We start from the raw sequence: 21,540 nt of genomic DNA, 5'->3' as shown, positions 1-21,540 counted from the left end.
TCGCGACGGTCCGTTCGGCAACGGCGGACCGCGGCGACGCCGGCCGCTCACTCCTGATAGAGGCGTTTCAGGAGGCCGATCAGGGTGTCGGCCTCGCCCTTCGAGAAGTGCTTGAGCAATCGCGCCTCGTGGGCATCCACGGCCGCGCGCGCTTCCGCAAGACGCGTCTCCCCGAGCGGGGTAAGGCGCAATTCCTGCCGCCGGCGATCCGTCTCCGACGGTTGGCGACTGATCAAATCGCGCTCTTCGAGCCGCTCGACGAGACCCAGCATCGTGGCGCGGTCCGTTTCCAGCGCAGCGGCGAGATCGATCTGCGACGTCCCGGGATTGGCGGCGACCAGTTCCAGGACCGCGAGTTGCTTCTGGGTGAACCCCAGATCCTCCATCGCGGCGGCGAAGTCGCGATATAGCGCGACATGCGCCATGCGCAGGTGGAAGCCGAGCAGGCCGTCGAGCCGCCCACGCCTCAGTCCCGCATCTCCCCCGGCGATGTCGTCCCGGTCGACCTTCTTCGATGGCTTCACGCCGTCCCCATTTCCATCCGCCGAATCCGCGCGAGCGCCCCACCGCCTTTTCATAACGCGGCACCGGGCCCCTTCGGTCAACCCGACGCCGCTCGCGCGCCACTCTTGACAAGCCGGCCGATCATATTAGTTAGTGTTACTAACAAAAAGCCACTTCGTCGCGCTGAGCGAAGGGAGGATCGAATGCCGAATGTGTCGGCCGACCTGAGAGCCTTTTCCGCCGGTCTGCTCACCGAGGAGCCTGTGTCCTACCGGGCCCGCGTGTCGCCCGAGCGGACCGCATGCATCGAGATCGCGAGCGGCGAAACCCTGAGCTATGCGGCGCTCAACGAGCGCATCGCACGGGCCGCCGGCTTCCTGCAAACGACCCTCGGCTCCCCCGCTGGCGAGCGGGTCGCGATGCTTGCCCGCAACGGCATCGATCAGATCGTCATCGCCCTCGCCTGCCAGCGGATCGGCGCCGTGTTCGCCCCGCTCAATTGGCGCCTCGGGGCGAGCGAGCTTGCCGCCATCCTGGCCGATTGTGCGCCGGCGCTCCTCATCGCTGCCGAGGAATTCGCCGCGGCGGCGCGGGCGGCAGCCGAGGCCAAGCCGGGGCTGACCTTGCTGACCCTCGAAGGCCCGGACGGGGCCTCCGCGCGGCTGCGGGCTGCCGCGCCGGTCGCGGCCCGTGCGGCCGAGGCCGAGGCGCCGTGCATCCTGCTCTACACCTCGGGGACCACCGGCCAGCCGAAGGGCGTCGTCATCACCCGGCGCAACGCCTTCTTCTCCGCCATCAACTTCGCCTTCGTCGGCGAGATCGGCCCGGCCGCGGTGGTCCTCTCCGACCTGCCGCTCTTCCACACCATCGGGCTCGTCGCCGTCGCGCGGACGACGCTCACCTTTGGCGGCACGCTCGTGCTCTCCGACCGCTTCACGCCGCCGCGCAGCCTCGCCTTCCTGACCGATCCGGCAATTGGGGTGACGCATTATTTCGCCGTGCCCCAGATGATCACGTCGCTGCGCAACGATCCGGGTTATCCGAGCGCCGACCTGTCGCGGCTGCACGCGATCTTCGTCGGCGGCGCGCCACTCACCAAGACGCTCATCGAAAGCTGCCTCGACGACGGCGTGGTACTCGTCAACGGCTACGGCATGAGCGAGGCCGGCACGGCGGTGCACGTGCCGATCGATCGCGACGCGGTGCGTGCCAATCCGGGCAGCGTCGGCCTTCCAGCGCCCTGCATCGAGGTTCGCATCGTCGGAGCAGAGGGAGCGGACGTGTCCGACGGCACGATCGGCGAGGTGTGGCTGCGCGGACCGACGGTCACGCCGGGTTATTGGAACCGTCCGGCCGAGACGGCGGCCGCCTTCACCGACGGCTGGTACCGCACCGGCGACCTCGGCTTCCGCGAGGCGAACGGCTTCATCCGCGTCGTCGATCGCCTGAAGGACATGTTCATCAGCGGCGGCGAGAACGTCTACCCGGCCGAGATCGAGGCCGCGCTGATCACCCATCCGGCGGTGCAGGAGGCGGCGGTGATCGGCGTGCCCGACGGCCGCTGGGGCGAAACCGGGCATGCCTTCGTGGTGCCGAAGCCGGGCTTCGATCCGGCGGTCGAGGAGATCGCCAGCCACTGCGAGGCGCGTCTCGCCCGCTTCAAGCTGCCGACGCGCATCCTCATCGTCGAGACCATCCCGCGCACCGCTTCGGGCAAGGTGCAGAAACATCTCCTTCGCCGCGAGGACGCTGCGTCGTCGTGACGGCCCTATCGGCGGCGAACCCTTTTCCCAGGATTTCACTTCCAATCTTCATCCCAAGACCTTCGTCTTCATCCCAAGACCTTCGCCGCCCGTGAACCGACGGCAGCGGCTAGAGATCGGAGCCCATCCATGAGCGAGACCACGACCGACCCGGTGCTGGTGGAGTTCGAACGCGGCGTGGCGTTCGTCACCCTGAACCGGCCCACCAAGCGCAATGCCATGAATCCCGCCCTCAACGTGCGCATGCTCGAGGTGCTGGACGAGCTCGAGGGCGACGATCGCTGCGGCGTGCTCGTCCTGACCGGCGCCGGGGAATCCTGGTCGGCGGGCATGGATCTCAAGGAGTACTTCCGCGACAACGACGGCAAGCCGCGCGCGGCGACCCTCAAGGCGCGTCGTCAATCGAGCGGCTGGTGGAACCGGCTCATGTATTTCGAGAAGCCGAGCATCGCCATGGTCAACGGCTGGTGCTTCGGCGGCGCCTTCACGCCGCTCGTCGCCTGCGACCTCGCGGTCGCCGCGGAAGAGGCGAAGTTCGGCCTCTCGGAGATCAACTGGGGCATCCTGCCGGGCGGCAACGTGACCCGCGCGGTCGCCGAGGTGATGCGCCATCGCGACTCGCTCTACTACATCATGACCGGCGAGGTGTTCGACGGCCGCAAGGCGGCGGAGATGGGCCTCGTCAACGAGGCTGTTCCGCTCGCCGACCTCCGGGCCCGCGTGCGCGCGATCGCCGATACCCTACTCGAGAAGAACCCGGTCACGCTGAAGGCCGCCAAGGACACCTTCAAGCGCGTCCGCAACATGCCGTGGGATGCGTCCGACGATTACATCTACGCGAAGCTCGAGCAGATGCTCCAGCTCGACAAGACCCGCGGCCGCGACGAGGGCCTGAAGCAGTTCCTCGACGACAAGACCTACCGCCCCGGCCTCGGCGCCTATAAGCGCGATTGAGGCGGGTAGCGCAGGCGCGCTCCCGGCGTCGCACGGCAACGGGCCGGACGTCTCCGGCCCGTCAAGCCCACCCGGGCTCGTCGAGGGCGCGCTCCGGCGCTTCGATGGTGAGCAGGTTCGCCAGATCGGGGCCCTGCAACGGGGCCGCCATCGGGCAGGCGACAGCGGGCATGACCGTGACGTCGAAGAGCTCGCGGATCGCACCGTCGAGACGAATCCACTCGACGATGTCGCCGGTCGCAAGATTGATGATCTGAACGCCGCACCAGGGCTGTCCGCCGCGGCGCCCGATCTCGTCCTCCAAAGGAAGCCCGTTGAAATTGAGATCGCGCGGGAGCGACAGCGTCACGATCGCGTGGCCGGCGTGGAAGGCGAGCCCACGCATGAATCCCGGACAGAACGCGATGTCTTCCTTGGCCCCGGTTGTGGGATCGACCTTCACGAGATAGCCGCGACCGGAATCGAGCAGCCACAGGGAACCGTTATGAAGACGTGGCGAATGGGGCATCGAGAACCCGTCAGCCACAATGGTGTCGTCGGCGACGCGGATCAGCACGCCGCCGCCGACGCGCGACCCCCGCCATCCGTCGACCACGTCGGTACGGCCCACCGCGGTGACGTAACCCACCTTGCCGTCTTCCAAGCAGAGGCCGTTGAGGTGACAGCGATCCTCCGCCGCGAGGCGCGAGATGAATTTCGGCTTCCACAGCGGCTTGAAGCTGTGGGACAGGCTCAGCGTGGCGAGACACGAGAACTTCGTGTTGACGAAAACGATGCGCCCGCTCGCTTCGACGACCATCTCGTGCGCATCGACATCGCCGGTGATCCGCGCCGTGCGCGGAACGAAAAGCTGATCGAAATAGCCGTTCGCACGTTCGTTCGCGGCGAGGATATTTTCCAGGCGCCAGATCTGCACCATCGACGCCAGAAAGAGCCGCCCAGGCTCGTACCAAAGCCCCATGGCGCGTTCGAAGTCTCGCTGATGGAACGAGACCGCGCCGTCCGGCATCCGTCCGATCAGAAAGAGCTGGCCGGTCTGGTATGAGGAAAAGGCGAGACTGACCTGGTGCTGGGCGAGCCATTGGGAAAAGCCGCGCGAGCAGGTGAGTTCGGTTGTGGGCGCCGACGCGTCGGCCGGCGCAGTCTCCGCAGCGGACACTTGGTTCCTCAAAAATGTAGCGCGACGCGCGCCATGCCGGTTTGCGAGGTGAAATTGTTGCCGAGGCTCAAGCCGTAATCGAGCTTCACCTCCCACTTGCTCGCCGTCAACGCCTGCAAACCGAGGTCCAGATTGGCGAGGGCATCGGGCATATAGGTCTTGGTGTCGAAGGTGCCGGTGCCCGCCGGAGCACCGACGAGGCTCGCCGTCGTCGTCCAGCTTTCGTTCGAGGCGAACGACGCGCCGAGCGTCGCATAGGGACGCAGGACCATGCCGTCGGAGAAAACGAAGCGTGTGCCGAGCTCGATCGCAGGGCTGACGATGAAGGTCGTCTGGCTCTGGCCCTGAATGGCGAGTTCCGCGCCGCTGGTGCCGTATTCCTGGAATCCGGGGACGTTGACGTAAGAAACGTCGAGATCGACATAGGGCCGCAGATAGAACGTCCGGAATGGAGCGTCGTAGGCGACACGGATACGGCCCGTGACGTTGTAGGTGTCCGACGAGGACGACGGCGACGCGCCGAGATAATTGACGCTGCGGCTACTGTCGCTCGTGATCCAGCCGAAATCGACGGCGGTGGCGAGCAGCCAGGCGCCCATCTGGTGCTTGAGGGCGGCCGTCACATCGCCGCCCTGCCCGGTCGTCGAACTGCCGCTACCGCTGCCCGTGGTCCAGGATTGCTGATAGGCGGCGGAGAACGCCGTGAACCAATCCTGGGCCACCTCGATCTGGACGCCGGTCTGCGCGGTGACCGTATCGCTCGTGAAGCCTTGGTGTTCGTTGCTGCTGTTCTGCGACGTTCGGCCGAAGATGACGCGACCCCAGGCGCACTGGTCCTCGACGACGAGCAGGGTGCCTTCGGCGAAAACCGGGCAGCTCATCGTGCGGCTGAGCACCGCACGGCTCTCGGAGGTCCGGCTCGATGCGGTCGAGCCCAGTTGCTCGGGTGAAAGGTCGTTCAGTGCCGATTGATAGGCCGCCGTCGAGTTGACCCCGAGAAGCGAGGTGAAGATGGCATCGCTGGACGGCGAGCCACCGGCCGTCCACGCCGATTGCAGATGCTGGGCGATGGCGGTTTGGTTTGCCGAGAGCGACACGCCGTTCGGCGTGAAATCGGCATTCGGCACCAGTGTCAGGGTGTTCAAGGTCCCGGACGTTCCCAAGATCGGCGCCCAATCGTAGAGGAAGGATTGGCTCTGGGTCTGCGCCGAGAACGAGATCGACTGAGCGGTCAGGACCTGGAACGACGTATTCGGAGCGATGCCGATGGCATTGCCGTAGACCGTTCCACCAATGTTTGCGGTCCCCGATACCAGGAGTTGATCCGCGGAGCTGGTGTTGGCGTCGAGATCGAGTTGAAGCGTCCCGGGCGAGTTGAAGGTGCCAGTGAGCGTCGTGGTGCCGACCTTGCCGAGCCCGAAGGGGCTCACCGTGCCGGCGTTCGACAGCGTGCCACCGCCGAGCATGGCGAAAGCGCCGGTATTGAACAGGCCCCCGGCCAGATTGTTGAACCCGCCCGACCCGTTGCCGAGATCGACGCTGCCGGTGACGGTACCTGCATTTTGGACGGCCACATTTCCGGATGTGACCGAAATGGCGGTGCCACCGAGCGCTTGGAGACTTGCCCCGGAATTGATCGTGACGCGGTTCTGACCGGGGCCGGACAGCATGATGCCGGCTCCCGACCCGGTGCCGCCCGAGACCTGCGCGCCGTTTTGAAGATTGATGTCGATGGGCCCGGCCCAGGTCGGATTGGACGCGGCGGTCAAGGCGTAGATGCCGGGCGAGTTGGCGCCGCTCGCCGACACCGTGCCGGAGACATTGATGGTGATGCCGCCGGACCCGCCCGTCCCACCCGCACTGCCGACGAAGCTTGTCGAGCCAGCCTGCACCACGCCGCCGCCGCCGCCGATCGACTGGGCGTCGATCGCGGGGGCATTGGCCCCCGTCGTTGCGATGGTGCCGGCGACGACGATGTTGATGTTGCCGCCGCTGCCGTCGCCGCCCTGTCCTTCGGGACGCGTGGAGGCGGAGCCGAAGAGCGTGCTCGACACATCACCCGCGATGCCGCCGCCGCCGCCGATTGATTGCACGAAGAGACCGTTGGCGCCGGCCCCCGAGGTGGCAACCGCTCCGAAGACCTGCGCCGTGACGTCGCCGCCATTCGCGCCATTGCCAGACGTCGGGCCGCCGAACGTGAAGCTGGCGAACGCGCTGGCTGCCGAGGTCGCGACCTTGCCACCACCGCCGCCGATCGATTGGATCAGAATGCCGTGGGCGTTCTTGCCGGCCGTGACGATCTGAGCGGATGGCGCGACGGTGGCGGAGACGGGACCGCCATTGCCGCCGTTGCCACCGTTGCCCCCGAGCGTCAAGGCGAGCGAGGCCGTGCTCTCGGCTTCCGAGGAAAGGGCGAGGAGATTACCGCCGCCGCCGCCGATCGATTGGGCGAGAAGGCCATCGGCATTCACGCCCGCCGTCGAAAGGCTGCCGTTGACGGAGACGTTGACGCTGCCGCCCGAGCCACCGGACCCACCGGTGCCGCCGATCGCGAGCGATCCGTTGACAGTGCCGCCGTTCGATTTGACCGCCGCGCTGGAAGCACGGCCACCACCGCCACCGATCGACTGGACCACGACGGCGTCCGACGCCTCACCGAGCGTCGAGATCACGCCGGATTGCGTGAGCTGGACCTGACCACCGCCGCCGCTCGCGCCACCCGAACCGCCGAGCGCGAGCGCAAGGGCGACATCGCTCTTGCTGGCTTTGGTCGTGCTGTTCGCAAACACGGCATTGCCGCCGCCACCGCCGATCGATTGGATCAGCATGCCGTCAGAACCGTCGCCCTTGGTGACGATCGTCGAGGCGGACGTGACATTGATCTGGCGGCCATAGCCGCCGGCGCCGCCCGAGCCACCGACGGTGCCGGATACGGTGACCGTCGCGGAACCGGACGATGCCGAGCCCGCGGCGGCGCCCTTGCCGCCGCCGCCGCCGATCGATTGGATCAGCATGCCGGCCGCGTCGCGACCTTTGGTGGTGATGGCGTTCCCCGTCGTCATATCGTTGACGAGGATATCGCCCCCCGAGCCGCCTTCACCGCCGGAGCCGCCCAGGGCCACGGTCAGGGCCACGGCACCGCCGCTCTTGCCGTCGGCCTTGCCGTCGCCAGCACCGCCGTTGCCGCCGCCACCGCCGATCGCCTGGGCGAGCAGGCCGTCGGCCCCGAGCCCCGAGGTCACGATGGTGGAGGCCGTCGAACCGGCGCCGAGCTGGACTTGAACCGGGCCGCCGACACCCCCGGCGCCGCCACCGCCGCTCAGGGACGCCCCAAGCGCGATCTTGCTGGTCGCGGCATTGTTCGAGCTGCCGCCGTTACCGCCGCCACCGCCGATCGATTGCGCGAGAATTCCGACCGCATGGGCACCAGACGTGGTGATCGCCCCGCTCGATTGGACGTTCACCTGTCCGCCCGAACCGCCTCCGCCGCCAGACCCACCGAGGCCGAGCGCCACGCTCACCTTGCCGCCGGACGCGCTCTCCTTGCCCGCCGCGGCATTGCCGCCGCCGCCACCGACCGACTGGGCCAGGATCGCGATGCTGCCGTTGCCCTCCGTGACGATCGTTCCGGCGTTGGTGACGGAGACGCCTCCGCCCCATCCGCCATTGCCACCTGATCCACCGAGGGTGGCCGATACGTCGGCATCGGCCTTCGCATCGGACGACCCGGTGCTCGCAACGCTGGCATTGCCGCCGCCGCCGCCGACCGACTGAACGAGGATGCCTGTCGCGTGGCTGCCCTTCGTCTTGACGAGGCCGTAGTTCGTCACCGTCGCGGAACCGCCTGCACCGCCATAGCCGCCGGAACCGCCGAGCGCCGCCGACACGGAAGCGACGCCGGAGCCGTTCGTCGAACTCGACGAGGCACCGCCTCGACCGCCGCCGCCGCCGATCGATTGAGCGACGAGACCGCTCGACATGAGCCCTGTGGTGTAGACGGTCGCCGCCGCGACGCCCGCCCCGCCATTGTTGATCGTGACCTGGCCACCCGCGCCCCCAACACCGCCAGCGCCGCCCATGGTGAGGGCGATGCCGGCGCCGCTGTTGCCGGCCCCTGCACTCTTGCTGGACGCCGACGAGGCATTGCCGCCGCCGCCGCCGATCGACTGGGCGAGGACCGCATCGGCATGGCTGCCGCTGGTGGACACGACGGTCGTCTGTCCGCCGCTGAGGCCCACCTGCACTTGGCCTCCCCAACCACCGCCGCCGCCGGAGCCCGACACGCCCACACCGACGCCGATCTTGCTGGACGTCGTATCCGTTGCGCTCCCGGCACTGCCGCCGCCGCCGCCAATCGATTGCGCGAGGATCGCGATGCCGCCGTGGCCGCTCGTGGCGATGCTGCCCGAATTGGTCACCTGGACCAAGCCGCCGAAATTGCCCGAGCCACCACTCCCGGAGAGCCCCAGGCTCACGCCGACCTTGCCGCCCTTGGCCGTGTCGGCGGATGCGCCGCCGAGACCGCCGCCGCCGCCGACCGACTGCGCCAGGATGCCGAGCGCCTGATCGCCGGTGACGTGGAGCACGGCCGTGTTCGTCACGTAGACGTTCCCGCCGGTTCCGCCGCCGCCGCCCGAACCGCCCAGCGACGCGCTGATGTTGTAGGTGCCCCCAGCGCCCTTCGAGGAGACCGCGCCGCCCTTGCCGCCACCTTGGCCGATCGACTGCGCGACGATGGCATTGGCGTGCGCGCCCGCCGTAGAAATGGCCGCGCCGTTGCCGACGGTCACGACGCCGCCGTTGCCGCCATTGCCGCCGGTTCCGCCGAGGGTCAGCGCAAGCGAAACGGACTGGCTACCGGACGCATGATTATCGGAACCCGCGGTGCTGCCGATGCCGCCACCGCCGCCGATCGATTGCGCCAGGATGCCGTCCGAAAGCGCCCCCTTGGTGACGACGGTGCCACCGGTCGTCACCGTGACGCTGCCGCCGCCGCCACCCCCGCCGCCGGACCCGCCAACCCCGCCACCGAGCGAGATAGTGGCGGTCGCCACCGCATTGGCGTTGCCGCCGCTGCCGCCGCCGCCGCCGACCGACTGGGCAACGATAGCAATGGAGTCGGTGCCCGCCGTCGCGATGGTGCCGTTTGCGCGGACGTTGACGGTGCCGCCCCACCCGCCGCTGCCGCCCGTGGCACCCAGGGAAAGCGTGAGGCCCGCCTTGCCACCGCTCGCTGAGCCCGCCGCCGCACCGCCCTTGCCGCCGCCGCCGCCGATCGATTGGGCGAAGATGGCACTCGCATGATTGCCGGTCGTGGTAATCGTCGCGCCGGTCGACGGCGTACCGACGAACACGTTGACGTTGTTGCCGTTGCCGCCGCCGCCGCCCTTTCCGCCAAGGCTCGCAGACAGGGTGAAGCTCGAACTCGAGCTGTTGCCCAATTGACCGGCGAGGCTCGCTGACCCGGTCTTCGACGTGGAGCTCGCGCTACCGCCCGCGCCACCGCCGCCGCCCACAGACTGGGCGAGAATGCCGTCCGAATCGTCGCCGGTCGTGGCGATCGTGCCGGTGTTCGTGACAGTGACGATACCGCCGTTGCCGCCGCCGCCGCCCTTGCCACCGAGCGAGGCCGAAACGGAAACGCGACCACCGTTGGAATTCGCCGTTCCGCCGCCGGCGCTGCCACCGCCGCCGCCGATCGATTGGGCGAGGATGCCGCGCGAGGTTGCGCCCGCGGTCGAGATGAGGCCGCTGTTGGAGACGCTGACCGTGCCGGCATCGCCGGCCGAGCCGCCCGACCCGCCGCCACCGAGCGACAACGAGACGTTCAACTCCCCGGGCATGCCGACGGCCGCGCCCGACGTGGTTCCGACGCCGCCGTGGCCGCCGCCGCCGCCGACCGACTGGGCCTCGATGCCCTCGGCATAGTCGCCCGTGGTGACCACGCTGCCGGCATTGGTAACGGTGACAGCACCGCCGATGGCCCCGCTGCCGCCTGTGCCACCAAGCGCCATCGATGCGGTGATGGTGCCTTCCGGAGAGGCTGCGACCGAAAGTGCGCTCGAATCTCCGCCGGTGCCACCGCCGCCGCCAATCGACTGGGCGACGATGCCCGTCGAGCCGCTGCCGGTGGTGGAGACCGTGCCGTAGTTGGAGACCTTCGCCGTGCCGCCGGTATTGCCCGAGCCGCCCGAGCCGCCGAAGCTTGCGGAAATCGCCAGAGCCGGACCTTCCAATCCGACCGCCACGCTCTTGGCCGCCGAGGACCCGCCGTTGCCGCCGCCACCGCCGATCGACTGGGCGAGGACGCCGAACGAATCCATACCCGTGGTGACGATCGTGCCGGTGTTCGTGACACCCGCATAGGCGCCGGCGCCGCCGGAGCCGCCCGACCCGCCGAGCGCAACGGCCACGCTGACATAGAGGCCGGCGCTCAACGACATCGCGCTGCCGCCATGGCCGCCGCCGCCGCCGATCGATTGCACCATGATCGCCGACGAGCGATCGCCGGTGGTCTGGATGCCCGATTGGTTGACCACGGTCGCGTTGCCGGCACCGCCGCCGCCGCCACCGGTGCCGCCGATCGAGAGGGCCGCCAGGCCGATGTCGGCCGCAAAGGCGTTGCCGCCCGCCCCGCCGCCGCCGCCGATCGATTGGGCCAAGATCGCCGCGGAATTGTCGCCGGTCGTCGAGATCACGATCGCGGTCGCGCTCGGGCCGCTGTTCCTGACGTAGACGGTCCCGCCATCGCCGCCACCGCCGCCGCCGCCGCCGATCGCAGCCGCTGCCCCGAGGCTGACACTCATGGCGCCGCCGCCTCGACCACCGCCGCCGCCGATCGATTGGGCGGTGATACCGAACGCGTTCGCACCGCTCGTGGCGATGGTGCCGTTGTTGTAAACCTTGCTCGCATCGGCGTTGCCACCGGACGCGCCCTGGCCACCCAGCGACCCGATGCCGCCCGCCCCGCCGCCGTTGCCGCCGCCGCCGCCGATCGACTGGACGAGAAGGCCGTCTGAGAAAGCGCCGGTGGTGACCACCGAGCCGTAGTTGCGCGCGAGCGCCTCAGCCCCCCCGCCGGTGCCGCTCTGGCTCGCGGTTCCGCCGATCGCGATGTTGGAACCAGCGCCGCCGACGACGCTGCCGCCCCCGCCGCCGATGGATTGGACCATCATGCCGTGGGCATAATTGGCCGTCGTGGTGACGGCACCCCGATTGATTCCGGTCGCGCCGCCGGCGTCGCCGCTCGCAGCACCGTTGCCCCCGAGGGGGGCGACCCATGAATCCGCGCTGCCGCCGTTGCCGCCGCCACCCGCGACGGATTGTACGACGATTCCAATCGAGCCATTGCCGCTCGTGTGGATGGTCGCCGCGCTCATCACATAGACTTGGCCCGACGACCCGCCGGCGCTGCCGGCACCGCCCGATCCGTCGAAGATGCTACTCGCCGACCCGCCGTTCGCACCGAGCCCACCGAGGCTCTGCGCGACAATTGCGTTCGAGGCATATCCCGTGGTGGTGAGGGTGACCCCGCTCTGCACGGTGACGGAGACGACATTGATTCCCTGGGCGGCACTGCCGCCCGTGCCCGCCGGCCCGCCGTCCGTATCGCCAAGGGCGTCCGCATCGGCGCCATTGCCACCGGTGCCGCCGTTGGCGGTGACCCAGATCGCGGCGGATCCGTCGCCAGAGGTCACGATCCTCGCGCCGCTCTGAACCGTCAGAACCGCCGTCCCTGCCGCGCCGCCGGTGCCGCCGCTGCCCCCATAGCTGCGGTGAGTTCCATTGGCGGGCGCGCCGACACCGCCCGCCCCACCATTCGCCTGGATCAGGATGCCGGTGCTTTGGGCGGAGGAGGTGGTGATCGTCGTCGTGCCGGCGACCGTCGCGTTGATGGAACCACCGCTCCCGCCCGTGCCGCCGTTGCCGCCCCAGGCGTCCCAGCCTCCCGAGGCCGGTCCGCCGAAGCCACCCATTCCGCCGTTCGCATAGACGGCGACGCCATTGCCGCTCGGTGGTGCAATGTTGCCCAACACGCTGATGATGATGGTACCGCCGCTGCCACCGGTCGCGCCATTGCCGCCGGTCGCATTTGCGTGATCGCTCGAGGCCTCGCCACCGAAGCCACCGAAGCCGCCGCCCGAGATGATCGTAGTCTGAGACCCGATCTGATTGTTCAAAAACCCGCCGGCGGCGCCGTTACCACCATTGCCGCCGTTTGCCGCGTCGAAATAGTAGTTCTCGCTGCCGCCGTTGCCGCCGGGCGAGCCCGAAACGACGATGCAATTGCCGACGCAGGCTTGCGCCTGGGCAGGCGCCGGAACGATCGCGAGAAAGAGCCCCAGGCCGCAGAGCGATGTGGAGAGCGCCGTACTGAGCCGCAACCGCGCGCTCGACGCACCATAGATACCGGCGGCCCCGCTGGACCGACCCACAACGTTCGCCATCTCAGCCCCCCAAGGCAGATCATTCTAGAACGGCCGGCGATGCCCCCATCACCTAGCCGCTCAACACGCAGCATCTGGCATATAGCTCAACATCACAAATTTCGCAAAGCTCTCATCAGAACTCGTCACAATCCATAATTGCAAGCAACAATACGTACACGATACATCTGTCGCAAAACTATAATATATGTGATAAATTACTGACATTGTTGAATCCCACCGCGCCACGCCAAATCCAACGGCGAGAGATCGCCGAAGCTGCGGCGCTCGCCGGTGGCCCGCGCCGAGCGCGGCGGCCATGCCCCGCCCGTGCCGCGCGGTCCTCCGAAAGCCCGCGTTGGAAGGTGGGGCGAAGTGTGGCAGGGAAGGCCCGAAAGCGGGTCCGCCGGGCGTCGGCGGCACCCCGCATGCGAGACGGACCGAGCGAGCGCGGGGATCGAGGATGGACGAGCCGACGACCATTGGAGATCCGGCGGACGCGACCGGCGATGCGCTTCCGCCGAACGCGCTGCAAATGGCGTCGCCGTCCTATCGGTTGCCGGCGTGCGATCCGGATTTTCTTCTCGGCGATTCCATGCGCGGTGTGCGTTTCCTGCTCGAATATGCCAAGGCCGAGGAGGCGCTGCGCGCCGCCGGCGTACGCTCCACCGTCGTCGTGTTCGGCAGCGCGCGCACCCGTGCAAACGGTCCCGGTCGGCAAGCGGATTGGTATGCGGCGGCGCGTGCCTTCGGGCGGATCGCGTCCGAGCGCGGCGGCGCGCTCACCAACCATGGGGCCTTTCGGGACAACGTCATCGCGACCGGCGGCGGCCCCGGCGTGATGGAGGCGGCGAACCGCGGCGCCCGCGAGGCCGGCGCGCCGACCATCGGCTTCAACATCTCGCTGCCCTTCGAGCAGGAGCCGAACGCCTACACCACGCCCGAACTCACCTTCCGCTTCCATTATTTCGCGATGCGCAAGATGCATCTCGCCATGCGGGCGAACGCGCTCGTCGTCTTCCCCGGCGGCTTCGGCACCTTCGACGAGATGTTCGAACTGCTCACCCTGCGCCAGACCCACAAGGCGCCGCCGATCCCGATCGTGCTTTACGACGAGGATTATTGGCGCTCGGTGATCCGCTTCGAGGCCCTGATCGAGCATGGCATGATCGCCGAGGGCGACCTCGATTTGTTCGCCTTCGCCTCCGACGCCGAGGCAATCTGGGACATTCTGGTCGCGCGCGGCCTCGAGGAGATCCGGCGATGACGCGCGAGCCCGCGACCCGCCACGCACGGAACGTCTCTATGCCTCGCGGGGCGTGGGACTTCTGGATCGACCGCGGCGGCACCTTCACCGACGTGATCGGCCGCGATCCGGAGGGTGCGCTCCACGCCCGCAAGCTCCTCTCCGAGAACCGGGAGGCTTACGAGGACGCGGCGGTCGAAGGCATTCGCCGGCTCCTCGGGGTCGAGGGCGGCGCGCCGATCCCGGCCGGCGCGATCGGCGAGGTGCGTATGGGCACCACCGTCGCCACCAATGCCCTTCTCGAGCGCAAGGGCGAGCCGACCGCACTCGTTACCACCCGCGGCTTCCGCGACGCGCTCGAGATCGGCTATCAGGCCCGGCCCGACATCTTCGCCCGCCGCATCGTCAAGCCCGACCTGCTCTATTCCGCGGTCACCGAGATCGACGAGCGCGTCTTGGCGGACGGTACGGTCGAGCGCGCCCCGGACGAGAATGCCGTTCGCGCCGCACTCGCCGGGCTGAAGGCGGACGGATATGCGGCGATCGCGATCGTCTTCCTCCACGCCCACCTCTACCCGGCCCACGAGGCGATGGTGGCGGCGATCGCCCGCGAGATGGGCTTCGCCCAGGTCTCCGTCAGTCACGAGGTCTCGCCGCTCGTCAAGCTGGTCGGCCGCGGCGACACGACCGTCGTCGACGCCTATCTGTCGCCGATCCTGCGCCGCTACGTCGCCCGGGTCGCCCGCGCGCTCGACGTCGAGCGCACCGGCGCCCGGCTGATGTTCATGATGTCGTCGGGCGGTCTTACCTCGGCCGATCTGTTTCAGGGCAAGGACGCCATCCTGTCCGGCCCCGCCGGCGGCGTGGTCGGCATGGCGGAGACCGGGCGCGCGGCGGGATTCTCGCGCGTCATCGGCTTCGACATGGGCGGCACCTCGACCGACGTCACCCATTTCGACGGCACCTACGAGCGCACCTTCGAGACCGAGGTCGCCGGCGTGCGGATGCGCGCGCCGATGATGCTGATCCACACCGTGGCGGCGGGCGGCGGCTCGATCCTGCACTATGACGGCGCGCGGTTCCGCGTCGGTCCCGATTCCGCCGGTGCCGATCCGGGCCCACGCGCCTACCGCCGCGGCGGCCCCCTCACCGTGACCGACGCCAACGTGATGGTCGGCAAGCTGCGGCCCGAATTCTTCCCGCATCTGTTCGGCCCCGAGCAGAACGAGCCGCTCGATCGGGCGGCGGTCGAGGCGGCCTTCGCCGGGCTCGCCGCCGACATCGGTGACGGCCGCACGGCCGAGGAGATCGCCGACGGCTTCATCGCCATCGCCGTCGCCAACATGGCGGAGGCGGTGAAGAAGATCTCCGTCCAGCGCGGCTACGACGTCACGTCCTATGCCCTGAACTCGTTCGGCGGCGCCGGCGGACAGCATGCCTGCCTGGTCGCCGACGCGCTCGGCATCTCGCGCGTCCTAATCCATCCGCTGTCCGGCCTGCTCTCGGCCTACGGCATGGGCCTCGCCGATGTGCGCGCCAGCCGGCAGCAGGCGCTCGACGTGCCGCTCGATGCCGACGCGCCGGCGAAGGTCGCCGCCCTCGGCGAGCGCCTCGCCGCCGACGCCCTCGCCGAGCTCGCATCCCAAGGCATCGCGGCGGACGCTGCGACGGTGAGCGTGCGCGCCCATGTGCGCTATGCCGGCACGGATTCCGCGCTCTCCGTCGAGGCCGCCGGGGTGGACGCGATGCGCGCCGCCTTCGAGGCCGCCCATCGCCGCCGCTTCGGCTTCGTCGACGAGGGCAAGGCCCTGGTCGTCGAGGCGGTCGAGGTCGAGGCGGTCGGGGGCGGCGCGGTCTTTTCCGAAACCGAGCGTGCGGCCGACGCCAAGGGCGCGCCGGTGGCGGCCGTGACGTCGCGCTTCTTTTCCGGCGGCCGCTGGCACGAGGCGGCGATCGTCCACCGCGAGGCGATGCGGCCGGGACACGCCGTCGACGGTCCCGCGATCATCGTCGAGGCGAACCAGACCATCGTCGTCGAGGACGGCTGGCGCGCCACGCTGACCGGTCTCGACCATCTCGTGCTCGCCCGCGTCCGCGCCTTGCCGGCCCGCCGCGCCATCGGCACCGACGCCGATCCGGTGATGCTCGAGATCTTCAACAACCTCTTCATGTCGATCGCCGAGCAGATGGGGGTGACGCTCCAGAACACCGCCTATTCGGTGAACATCAAGGAGCGGCTCGATTTCTCCTGCGCGGTGTTCGACGCCGAGGGCAGCCTCGTCGCCAACGCGCCGCACATGCCGGTCCACCTCGGCTCGATGGACCGCTCGGTCGAGACCATCATCCGCGAGAACCCGGAGATCCGGCCGGGCGACGTGTTCATGCTGAACGCGCCCTATAACGGCGGCACCCACCTGCCGGACATCACCGTCTGTACGCCGGTGTTCGCCGACGACGGCCGCACCATCCTGTTCTGGACCGCGAGCCGCGGCCACCACGCCGACATCGGCGGCATCGCGCCGGGCTCCATGTCGCCGAAGGCGACCCGCATCGAGGAGGAAGGCGTCTATATCGACAATTTCCGCCTCGTCGCCGAAGGCCGCTTCCGCGAGGCGGAGGTGGTGGCGCTCCTGACCGGGGCGACCTATCCGGTCCGCAACGTCGTGCAGAACGTCAACGACCTCAAGGCGCAGGTCGCGGCGAACGAGAAGGGCGTCGCGGAACTGCGCAAGATGATCGCGACCTTCGGGCTCGACGTCGTGCGCGCCTATATGGGCCATGTGCAGGACAACGCGGCGGAGGCGGTGCGGCGCGTGCTCGACCGACTGGCAGACGCAGAATTCGCCTACGAGATGGACCAGGGCTGCGTGATCCGCGTCCGCATCGCGGTCGACCGCGCGGCGCGCGAGGCGGTGGTCGATTTCACCGGCACCTCGCCCCAGCGCAGCGACAATTTCAACGCGCCCGCCCCGGTCACCCGCGCGGCGGTGCTCTACGTCTTCCGCGTCATGGTCGACGACGCGATCCCGATGAATGCGGGGTGCTTGCGGCCGATCCGCATCGTCGTGCCGGACGGTTCGATGCTGTCGCCGGTCTATCCGGCGGCCGTGGTGGCGGGCAATGTCGAGGTGAGCCAGGCGGTGACGAACTGCCTGTTCGGCGCGCTCGGCGCCCTGCCCGCCGCACAGGGCACGATGAACAACCTGACCTTCGGCAACGATCGTTTCCAATATTACGAGACGATCTGCTCGGGGGCGCCGCCGGTCGAAGGCTTCGACGGTGCCCCGGGCGTCCATACCCACATGACGAACTCGCGCCTAACCGACCCTGAGATCCTCGAGGCGCGCTTCCCCGTGGTACTCGAAGACTTCCACATCCGGCGCGGCTCGGGCGGCCGCGGCCGCTGGCACGCCGGCGACGGTACCAGCCGCACCCTGCGCTTCCGCGAGCGGATGGATTGCGCGGTGCTCTCCGGCCACCGCCGGGTGCGCCCGTTCGGTCTCCACGGCGGCGCGCCGGGTGAGCTGGGCCGCAATCTGGTGCGCCGCGCTGACGGGCACATCGAGGCTCTCGGCGGCTGCGACCAGACCGTGCTTGAGCCCGGCGAGGCGATCACCATCGTCACCCCGACCGGCGGTGGATGGGGCGTGGAGCCGCCGGGCGAGTGAACTCCGCCTGCATCGGCAGGTCCTTCTAGACACAACTTTTCGTAGAGCGGGACGCCCCGAAGGAGCCGGCGGCTGCGGCGATGTGCGCCGCTTGCCGTCCCTTGTCGGGGTGCAGAGCTCATTCCGAACGGCGCCCGTGAGGCTGCGCGCAGCGATTTCATCGTTGCGCTTATAATCGCATAGGTGGTATATCTGGCCAGCGCTAAAATCCTTGGTTGCGCTTCGTCCTCTGCGGCGCGGAGCGCCCAAGGGCCGACAGAAGACCGACGATCGAGAGACGTCGCTTGTCACCCGAGCGCATCGACACATCCAATCAGGGGAGAACCACTATGACTGCGATTCAAACGAGAGTTCTGGACGTCACGTTCGTCGACCCCCGCCCACCCGTCGAATTCGCCGTCGTCGCCGGCGAAGCGAAAGAATCCTTCTCCATCTCCGCCTCCGGGATGGGTCGTCTCACCGGCTTGAGCTACACCGTGTCGGCGCACACGAGCGGATCGATCAAAGCGAAGCTGCAGATCGCTGCGCTCACGAGCGAGGACGTGAAGAACCTCAACACCCTCGCGCTCGGGATGCTGGATGCGAGCCGTCGCAAAGAAGTCGAAGAGATGCAGAAGACGACGGCCTCGGCCAGCGCAAACCTGTCGCTGTGGTCCTATTTCTTCGGCGGCGGCCATGCCAGCGCCTCTTATGAGTCGACACGAAAATCGATGGAATCGATGGGTTTGAGCTCTGAGCAGATCAGCAAGCTCATGGATGCCTTTCTCGAATTCGCAAAGCAGATGTCGACTGTCGAGATCGATTTCTTCGTGAACAACACGAACAGCGATTATTCCGTCTCCGGCGACCTCTACCTCTACACCCTCTCCGGATCGATATCGACGCAGAAGGGCACCCAGCAATATCGCATGCTCGCCGATCAGGCGTCTGCGGGAGGTCCGCCCCCGAGCGGCGGCGGAGCGCCGTCGACCGGACAGATCATCCAACTTTGATGCAGCCTCTCCGTGGAGCGCGGACGGCTCGGCGCTGGTTATGAACCTTCCTCCACGCCAGAAGACCGCGCTCCACTTGATCCCCTCGGTCCCGGGCAGAGGAGACAAAGGCAGCAGAGAACATTGCTACTCATCGTTCACGTAGCAACGCGAGCTCGCTCGAAGCACCACCGCCTCACGTTGCAGTACGAACGACAAGGGGCCTGTTGACGTCTCCTTCGCCACGGCCGTCCTCACTTAATTTCATAGGATTATTGGCGGCGGACATTTGGAATCGGCGGCCACTGCTCCACCGGAGAGGAACCGGAACCTACCAAGACACCCGCCGGGCCAGGCCCGGGCGGCAAACCGTTCGTGCTTTGGCCGCTACGGCCCGCTGGAGGCAGGCGAATGGAGCGTCGCCCCACGGGGAGAGCGCCGGGACTGAGACAAGAGACTTACGGCGGTGGATCCCATACCCGGCCGATGGGCTCACCGAGCGACGCGCGTGCCTACGCAGATGAGAAAGTGAGCCCGCGCTGATGGCTCGGGCCCCGGTCTCCCACACCCCCGACACCCGAGCCTCCTCGCAACAGGGCGCAAAGACATGGACTATTCCAGCACGCTGACCATCAAAAACATCTCCCCCGGCCCGCTGACGTTCGTTCGCAAGACGGCGAAGGACGGCTATTGGTCGATCGACCCCGCGCCCTCCATTGCGAATGGCGCTTCAGCAGGCATGCAGATCAAGGACAAGGTCGGGTTCTACGGATCGGAAGGCACCGTTACCTACAGCCAAGCGAGCTGCGAGATCACCTTCGACATCGCCTGCCCGACCAAAAGCAAAAATCATGTCATCGTCAGCCAAGGCGCTGATGCCGCGTCCGCCGTCAGCTACCAGGCGCGATCGGGGGGCGGCGCCTGGCTCGTCGATGCGTGTCCTGAAAAGAATAACCCGCTGGAAATCGAAGCGAGCATTGCCAGCGCGCCGGCCGTCACCGCCATTCGCCTGCGAACCGGGACGGGGTTGGCGATCCGCAGCGCCGCCGGTGGCGTCGTGGATTACACCCAGCCGATCTGGGCTTTGGTCGGAGATTACGTGGATGGCATCGGCTCGCGGTGCCCGGCGGCCTTTCGCGTCGGCAGCGCCGACGTTTTGCAGCTTACTTGGTATGCCAATAAAGCCCTCGCGGGCAAGAAATGCACCTTGAAGGGCTATCTCGCCGGCGCAGAGGTGATCAGCACGGCACAGATCACTGCCGTCGCCGGGGCTCAGACGTCCGACGCGCGTGTCACCGCGGCGATCGGCGTTCTGAAGCAACTTGTTGGCGACATCGAGTGGCGTCTCATCGAAGGGACGTCCGCCCCGGTCACCTTGGCGGTGCGGTCGCGGATCGAAATCTACTGGCTGCTGGATACTCCGAAGACAATGTTCAGCGCCGGCGTCTGGACGACGGTGCTGCGCAGGTTGTTCCCTGCGGTGGACGGCTGCGATGCGGGCGCCGCGAGGGCTGCCGTCACCGACGCCTGCTTCAGAAATTTCGGCCGCGCCTATGATACAGATTCAGGCGCGCCCTATTTTCTCGTCGGGACGAACGGGTTCAAGCTTGCAGACTATCTCGACCCGGCGAAGACGATCTGCAACTGCTTCGATCAGGCCGCAGCCGTGCAAGTCATGCTCGGGGCTCTCGGCCTGGCCGTCACGCGCAAAAAGCTGGAGCCGTTCGGCTTCATCAACACCACGCAGCTCGTGGGCATTGGTCCAGCCTGCAACAACCCATTCTGGCCGATCACCCCCGTCAAAGTTCCGAACGTGCCGATTTTGGAGAAGTACCGGACCAATTTTATCCGGCACTCCTTCGTCGGCGCAGGAGCGGGAACTGCGACAAATATCTATGATGCTTGCGGCGGTCCCGCTCTTGGCACCGAGACCTATGCGAATTATCTCGTCACGACGATCGATCACACCGCGGCGATCTATGGCGATCCGTCGCCGAACAAGAACGTATATCCCTGCAAGGCCGCCGGGACCGTTGCACAGAACGTTGATCTATCGCCAATTTCCTCGGTGACGATGATGTCGTACGCGACGGCTGCAGCACCACGAGATCTCCGGTCCGACGAACCGACTTTGGATTGGTCGGGCTTCGTGAAGGCGCTCGGCAGCAGCATCCTCACACAGGCGGCGTTCCCAGCGCGAGACGGCGGCTACAGCCGCTTGGAAGTCGAATGGAGCGGCCGGCGATCGTCGCTGAATGTCTTTGCGGCCGCCGACGAGAAGGCTGCCAACGACGCCATGCGGACCTACCTTTCGCACATGGAAGGCCCGGCTGAGCTCGTCTTCGAGCCGGCACCGGCGGCCTTCGGAGCGCAGGCGCTTCGGGCACGCGACGGCTCCGCCGTGCTCTGGGTGCAAGCGAATGTCTTCGTCGAACTGCGTTCGGACATCTCGGGCGGCGACATCCTGCCGAATGCCGACCGGATACGCGCCCTCATCACGGAGCATCTCACCAGAGCGCCGGTTCGGCTCTCCGCCCGCCTCTCGTCGGCCTCCATCGAAGGCTTCGGGGTCGAGAACGAGCCCACCCATCTCGCGGCCGGCGCCCCGCTCTCGATCGATATCGAAGGCCCGGATATCGGGGACGTGGCGATCGAGATCGTCGGCGACGGTCTCGAATTCGTCAACCAAGTCGGCCACCGATGGCTCTTCCGGACAACCGCCCCGGGGCGTGCGGTCGTGCACTTCGCGATCGTGCACGCGACGACGTTGCAGACCAGCGTCCGGTCGATCACGGTCGATGTCCGCGAGCCGACCTGAGCCCTGCGCGCCGAGTTCGTGGGTCGAGCGG

General features: G+C 67.9%; 9 protein-coding genes. 6 read left to right on the top strand and 3 right to left on the bottom strand.

The annotated features are described in order from the left end of the window. Positions 1 to 47: 47 nt before the first annotated feature. A complete protein-coding gene (locus F0357_RS21235) occupies positions 48 to 524 on the bottom strand; it encodes a MarR family winged helix-turn-helix transcriptional regulator (RefSeq protein WP_312861770.1) in 477 nt (158 codons plus the stop codon). Positions 525 to 707: 183 nt separating this feature from the next. On the opposite strand from F0357_RS21235, the gene F0357_RS21230 reads away from it, so the two are divergent. Together F0357_RS21230 and F0357_RS21225 are read left to right on the top strand one after the other, a co-directional pair. After that, positions 708 to 2,267, top strand: coding sequence for an AMP-binding protein (locus tag F0357_RS21230; RefSeq protein ID WP_153489579.1), 1,560 nt, complete (start codon positions 708 to 710; stop codon positions 2,265 to 2,267). Between the two features lie 129 nt (positions 2,268 to 2,396). Next, complete coding sequence (locus tag F0357_RS21225) at positions 2,397 to 3,221, top strand: p-hydroxycinnamoyl CoA hydratase/lyase (protein ID WP_153489575.1); 825 nt, start codon at positions 2,397 to 2,399, stop codon at positions 3,219 to 3,221. A gap of 61 nt (positions 3,222 to 3,282) precedes the next feature. Here F0357_RS21225 and F0357_RS21220 read toward each other — a convergent pair whose 3' ends face one another. Together F0357_RS21220 and F0357_RS21215 are read right to left on the bottom strand one after the other, a co-directional pair. Further along, positions 3,283 to 4,380: a TIGR03032 family protein gene (locus F0357_RS21220; protein ID WP_312861769.1), complete on the bottom strand. Its 1,098-nt coding sequence runs from the start codon at positions 4,378 to 4,380 to the stop codon at positions 3,283 to 3,285. A gap of 8 nt (positions 4,381 to 4,388) precedes the next feature. Then, positions 4,389 to 12,827 carry an autotransporter outer membrane beta-barrel domain-containing protein gene (locus F0357_RS21215; RefSeq protein WP_153489568.1) on the bottom strand — a complete coding sequence of 2,813 codons (8,439 nt, stop codon included), beginning with the start codon at positions 12,825 to 12,827 and terminating at the stop codon, positions 4,389 to 4,391. A 514-nt stretch (positions 12,828 to 13,341) separates the two neighbouring features. On the opposite strand from F0357_RS21215, the gene F0357_RS21210 reads away from it, so the two are divergent. The 4 genes from F0357_RS21210 to F0357_RS21195 all read left to right on the top strand — a co-directional run bounded on the left by F0357_RS21210 (position 13,342) and on the right by F0357_RS21195 (position 21,509). After that, entirely contained in the window at positions 13,342 to 14,073 is a 732-nt protein-coding gene (locus F0357_RS21210; RefSeq protein WP_153491459.1) for an LOG family protein, read from the top strand. Between the two features lie 38 nt (positions 14,074 to 14,111). Further along, the gene (locus tag F0357_RS21205) at positions 14,112 to 17,720 is read left to right on the top strand and encodes a hydantoinase B/oxoprolinase family protein (protein WP_153491450.1); all 3,609 of its coding nucleotides are present in this window, start codon (positions 14,112 to 14,114) and stop codon (positions 17,718 to 17,720) included. Between the two features lie 284 nt (positions 17,721 to 18,004). Beyond that, the gene (locus F0357_RS21200; protein ID WP_153489564.1) at positions 18,005 to 18,712 is read left to right on the top strand and encodes a hypothetical protein; all 708 of its coding nucleotides are present in this window, start codon (positions 18,005 to 18,007) and stop codon (positions 18,710 to 18,712) included. A gap of 586 nt (positions 18,713 to 19,298) precedes the next feature. Further along, positions 19,299 to 21,509 carry a hypothetical protein gene (locus tag F0357_RS21195; protein ID WP_153489560.1) on the top strand — a complete coding sequence of 737 codons (2,211 nt, stop codon included), beginning with the start codon at positions 19,299 to 19,301 and terminating at the stop codon, positions 21,507 to 21,509. The last annotated feature ends 31 nt before the right edge of the window (positions 21,510 to 21,540 follow it).

It is taken from the genome of Segnochrobactrum spirostomi, assembly GCF_009600605.1.
Classification (GTDB): Bacteria; Pseudomonadota; Alphaproteobacteria; order Rhizobiales; family Segnochrobactraceae; genus Segnochrobactrum; species Segnochrobactrum spirostomi.
The sequence above is the reverse complement of the archived record's forward strand: the minus strand, read 5'-3'. Positions and strand labels throughout refer to the sequence as shown.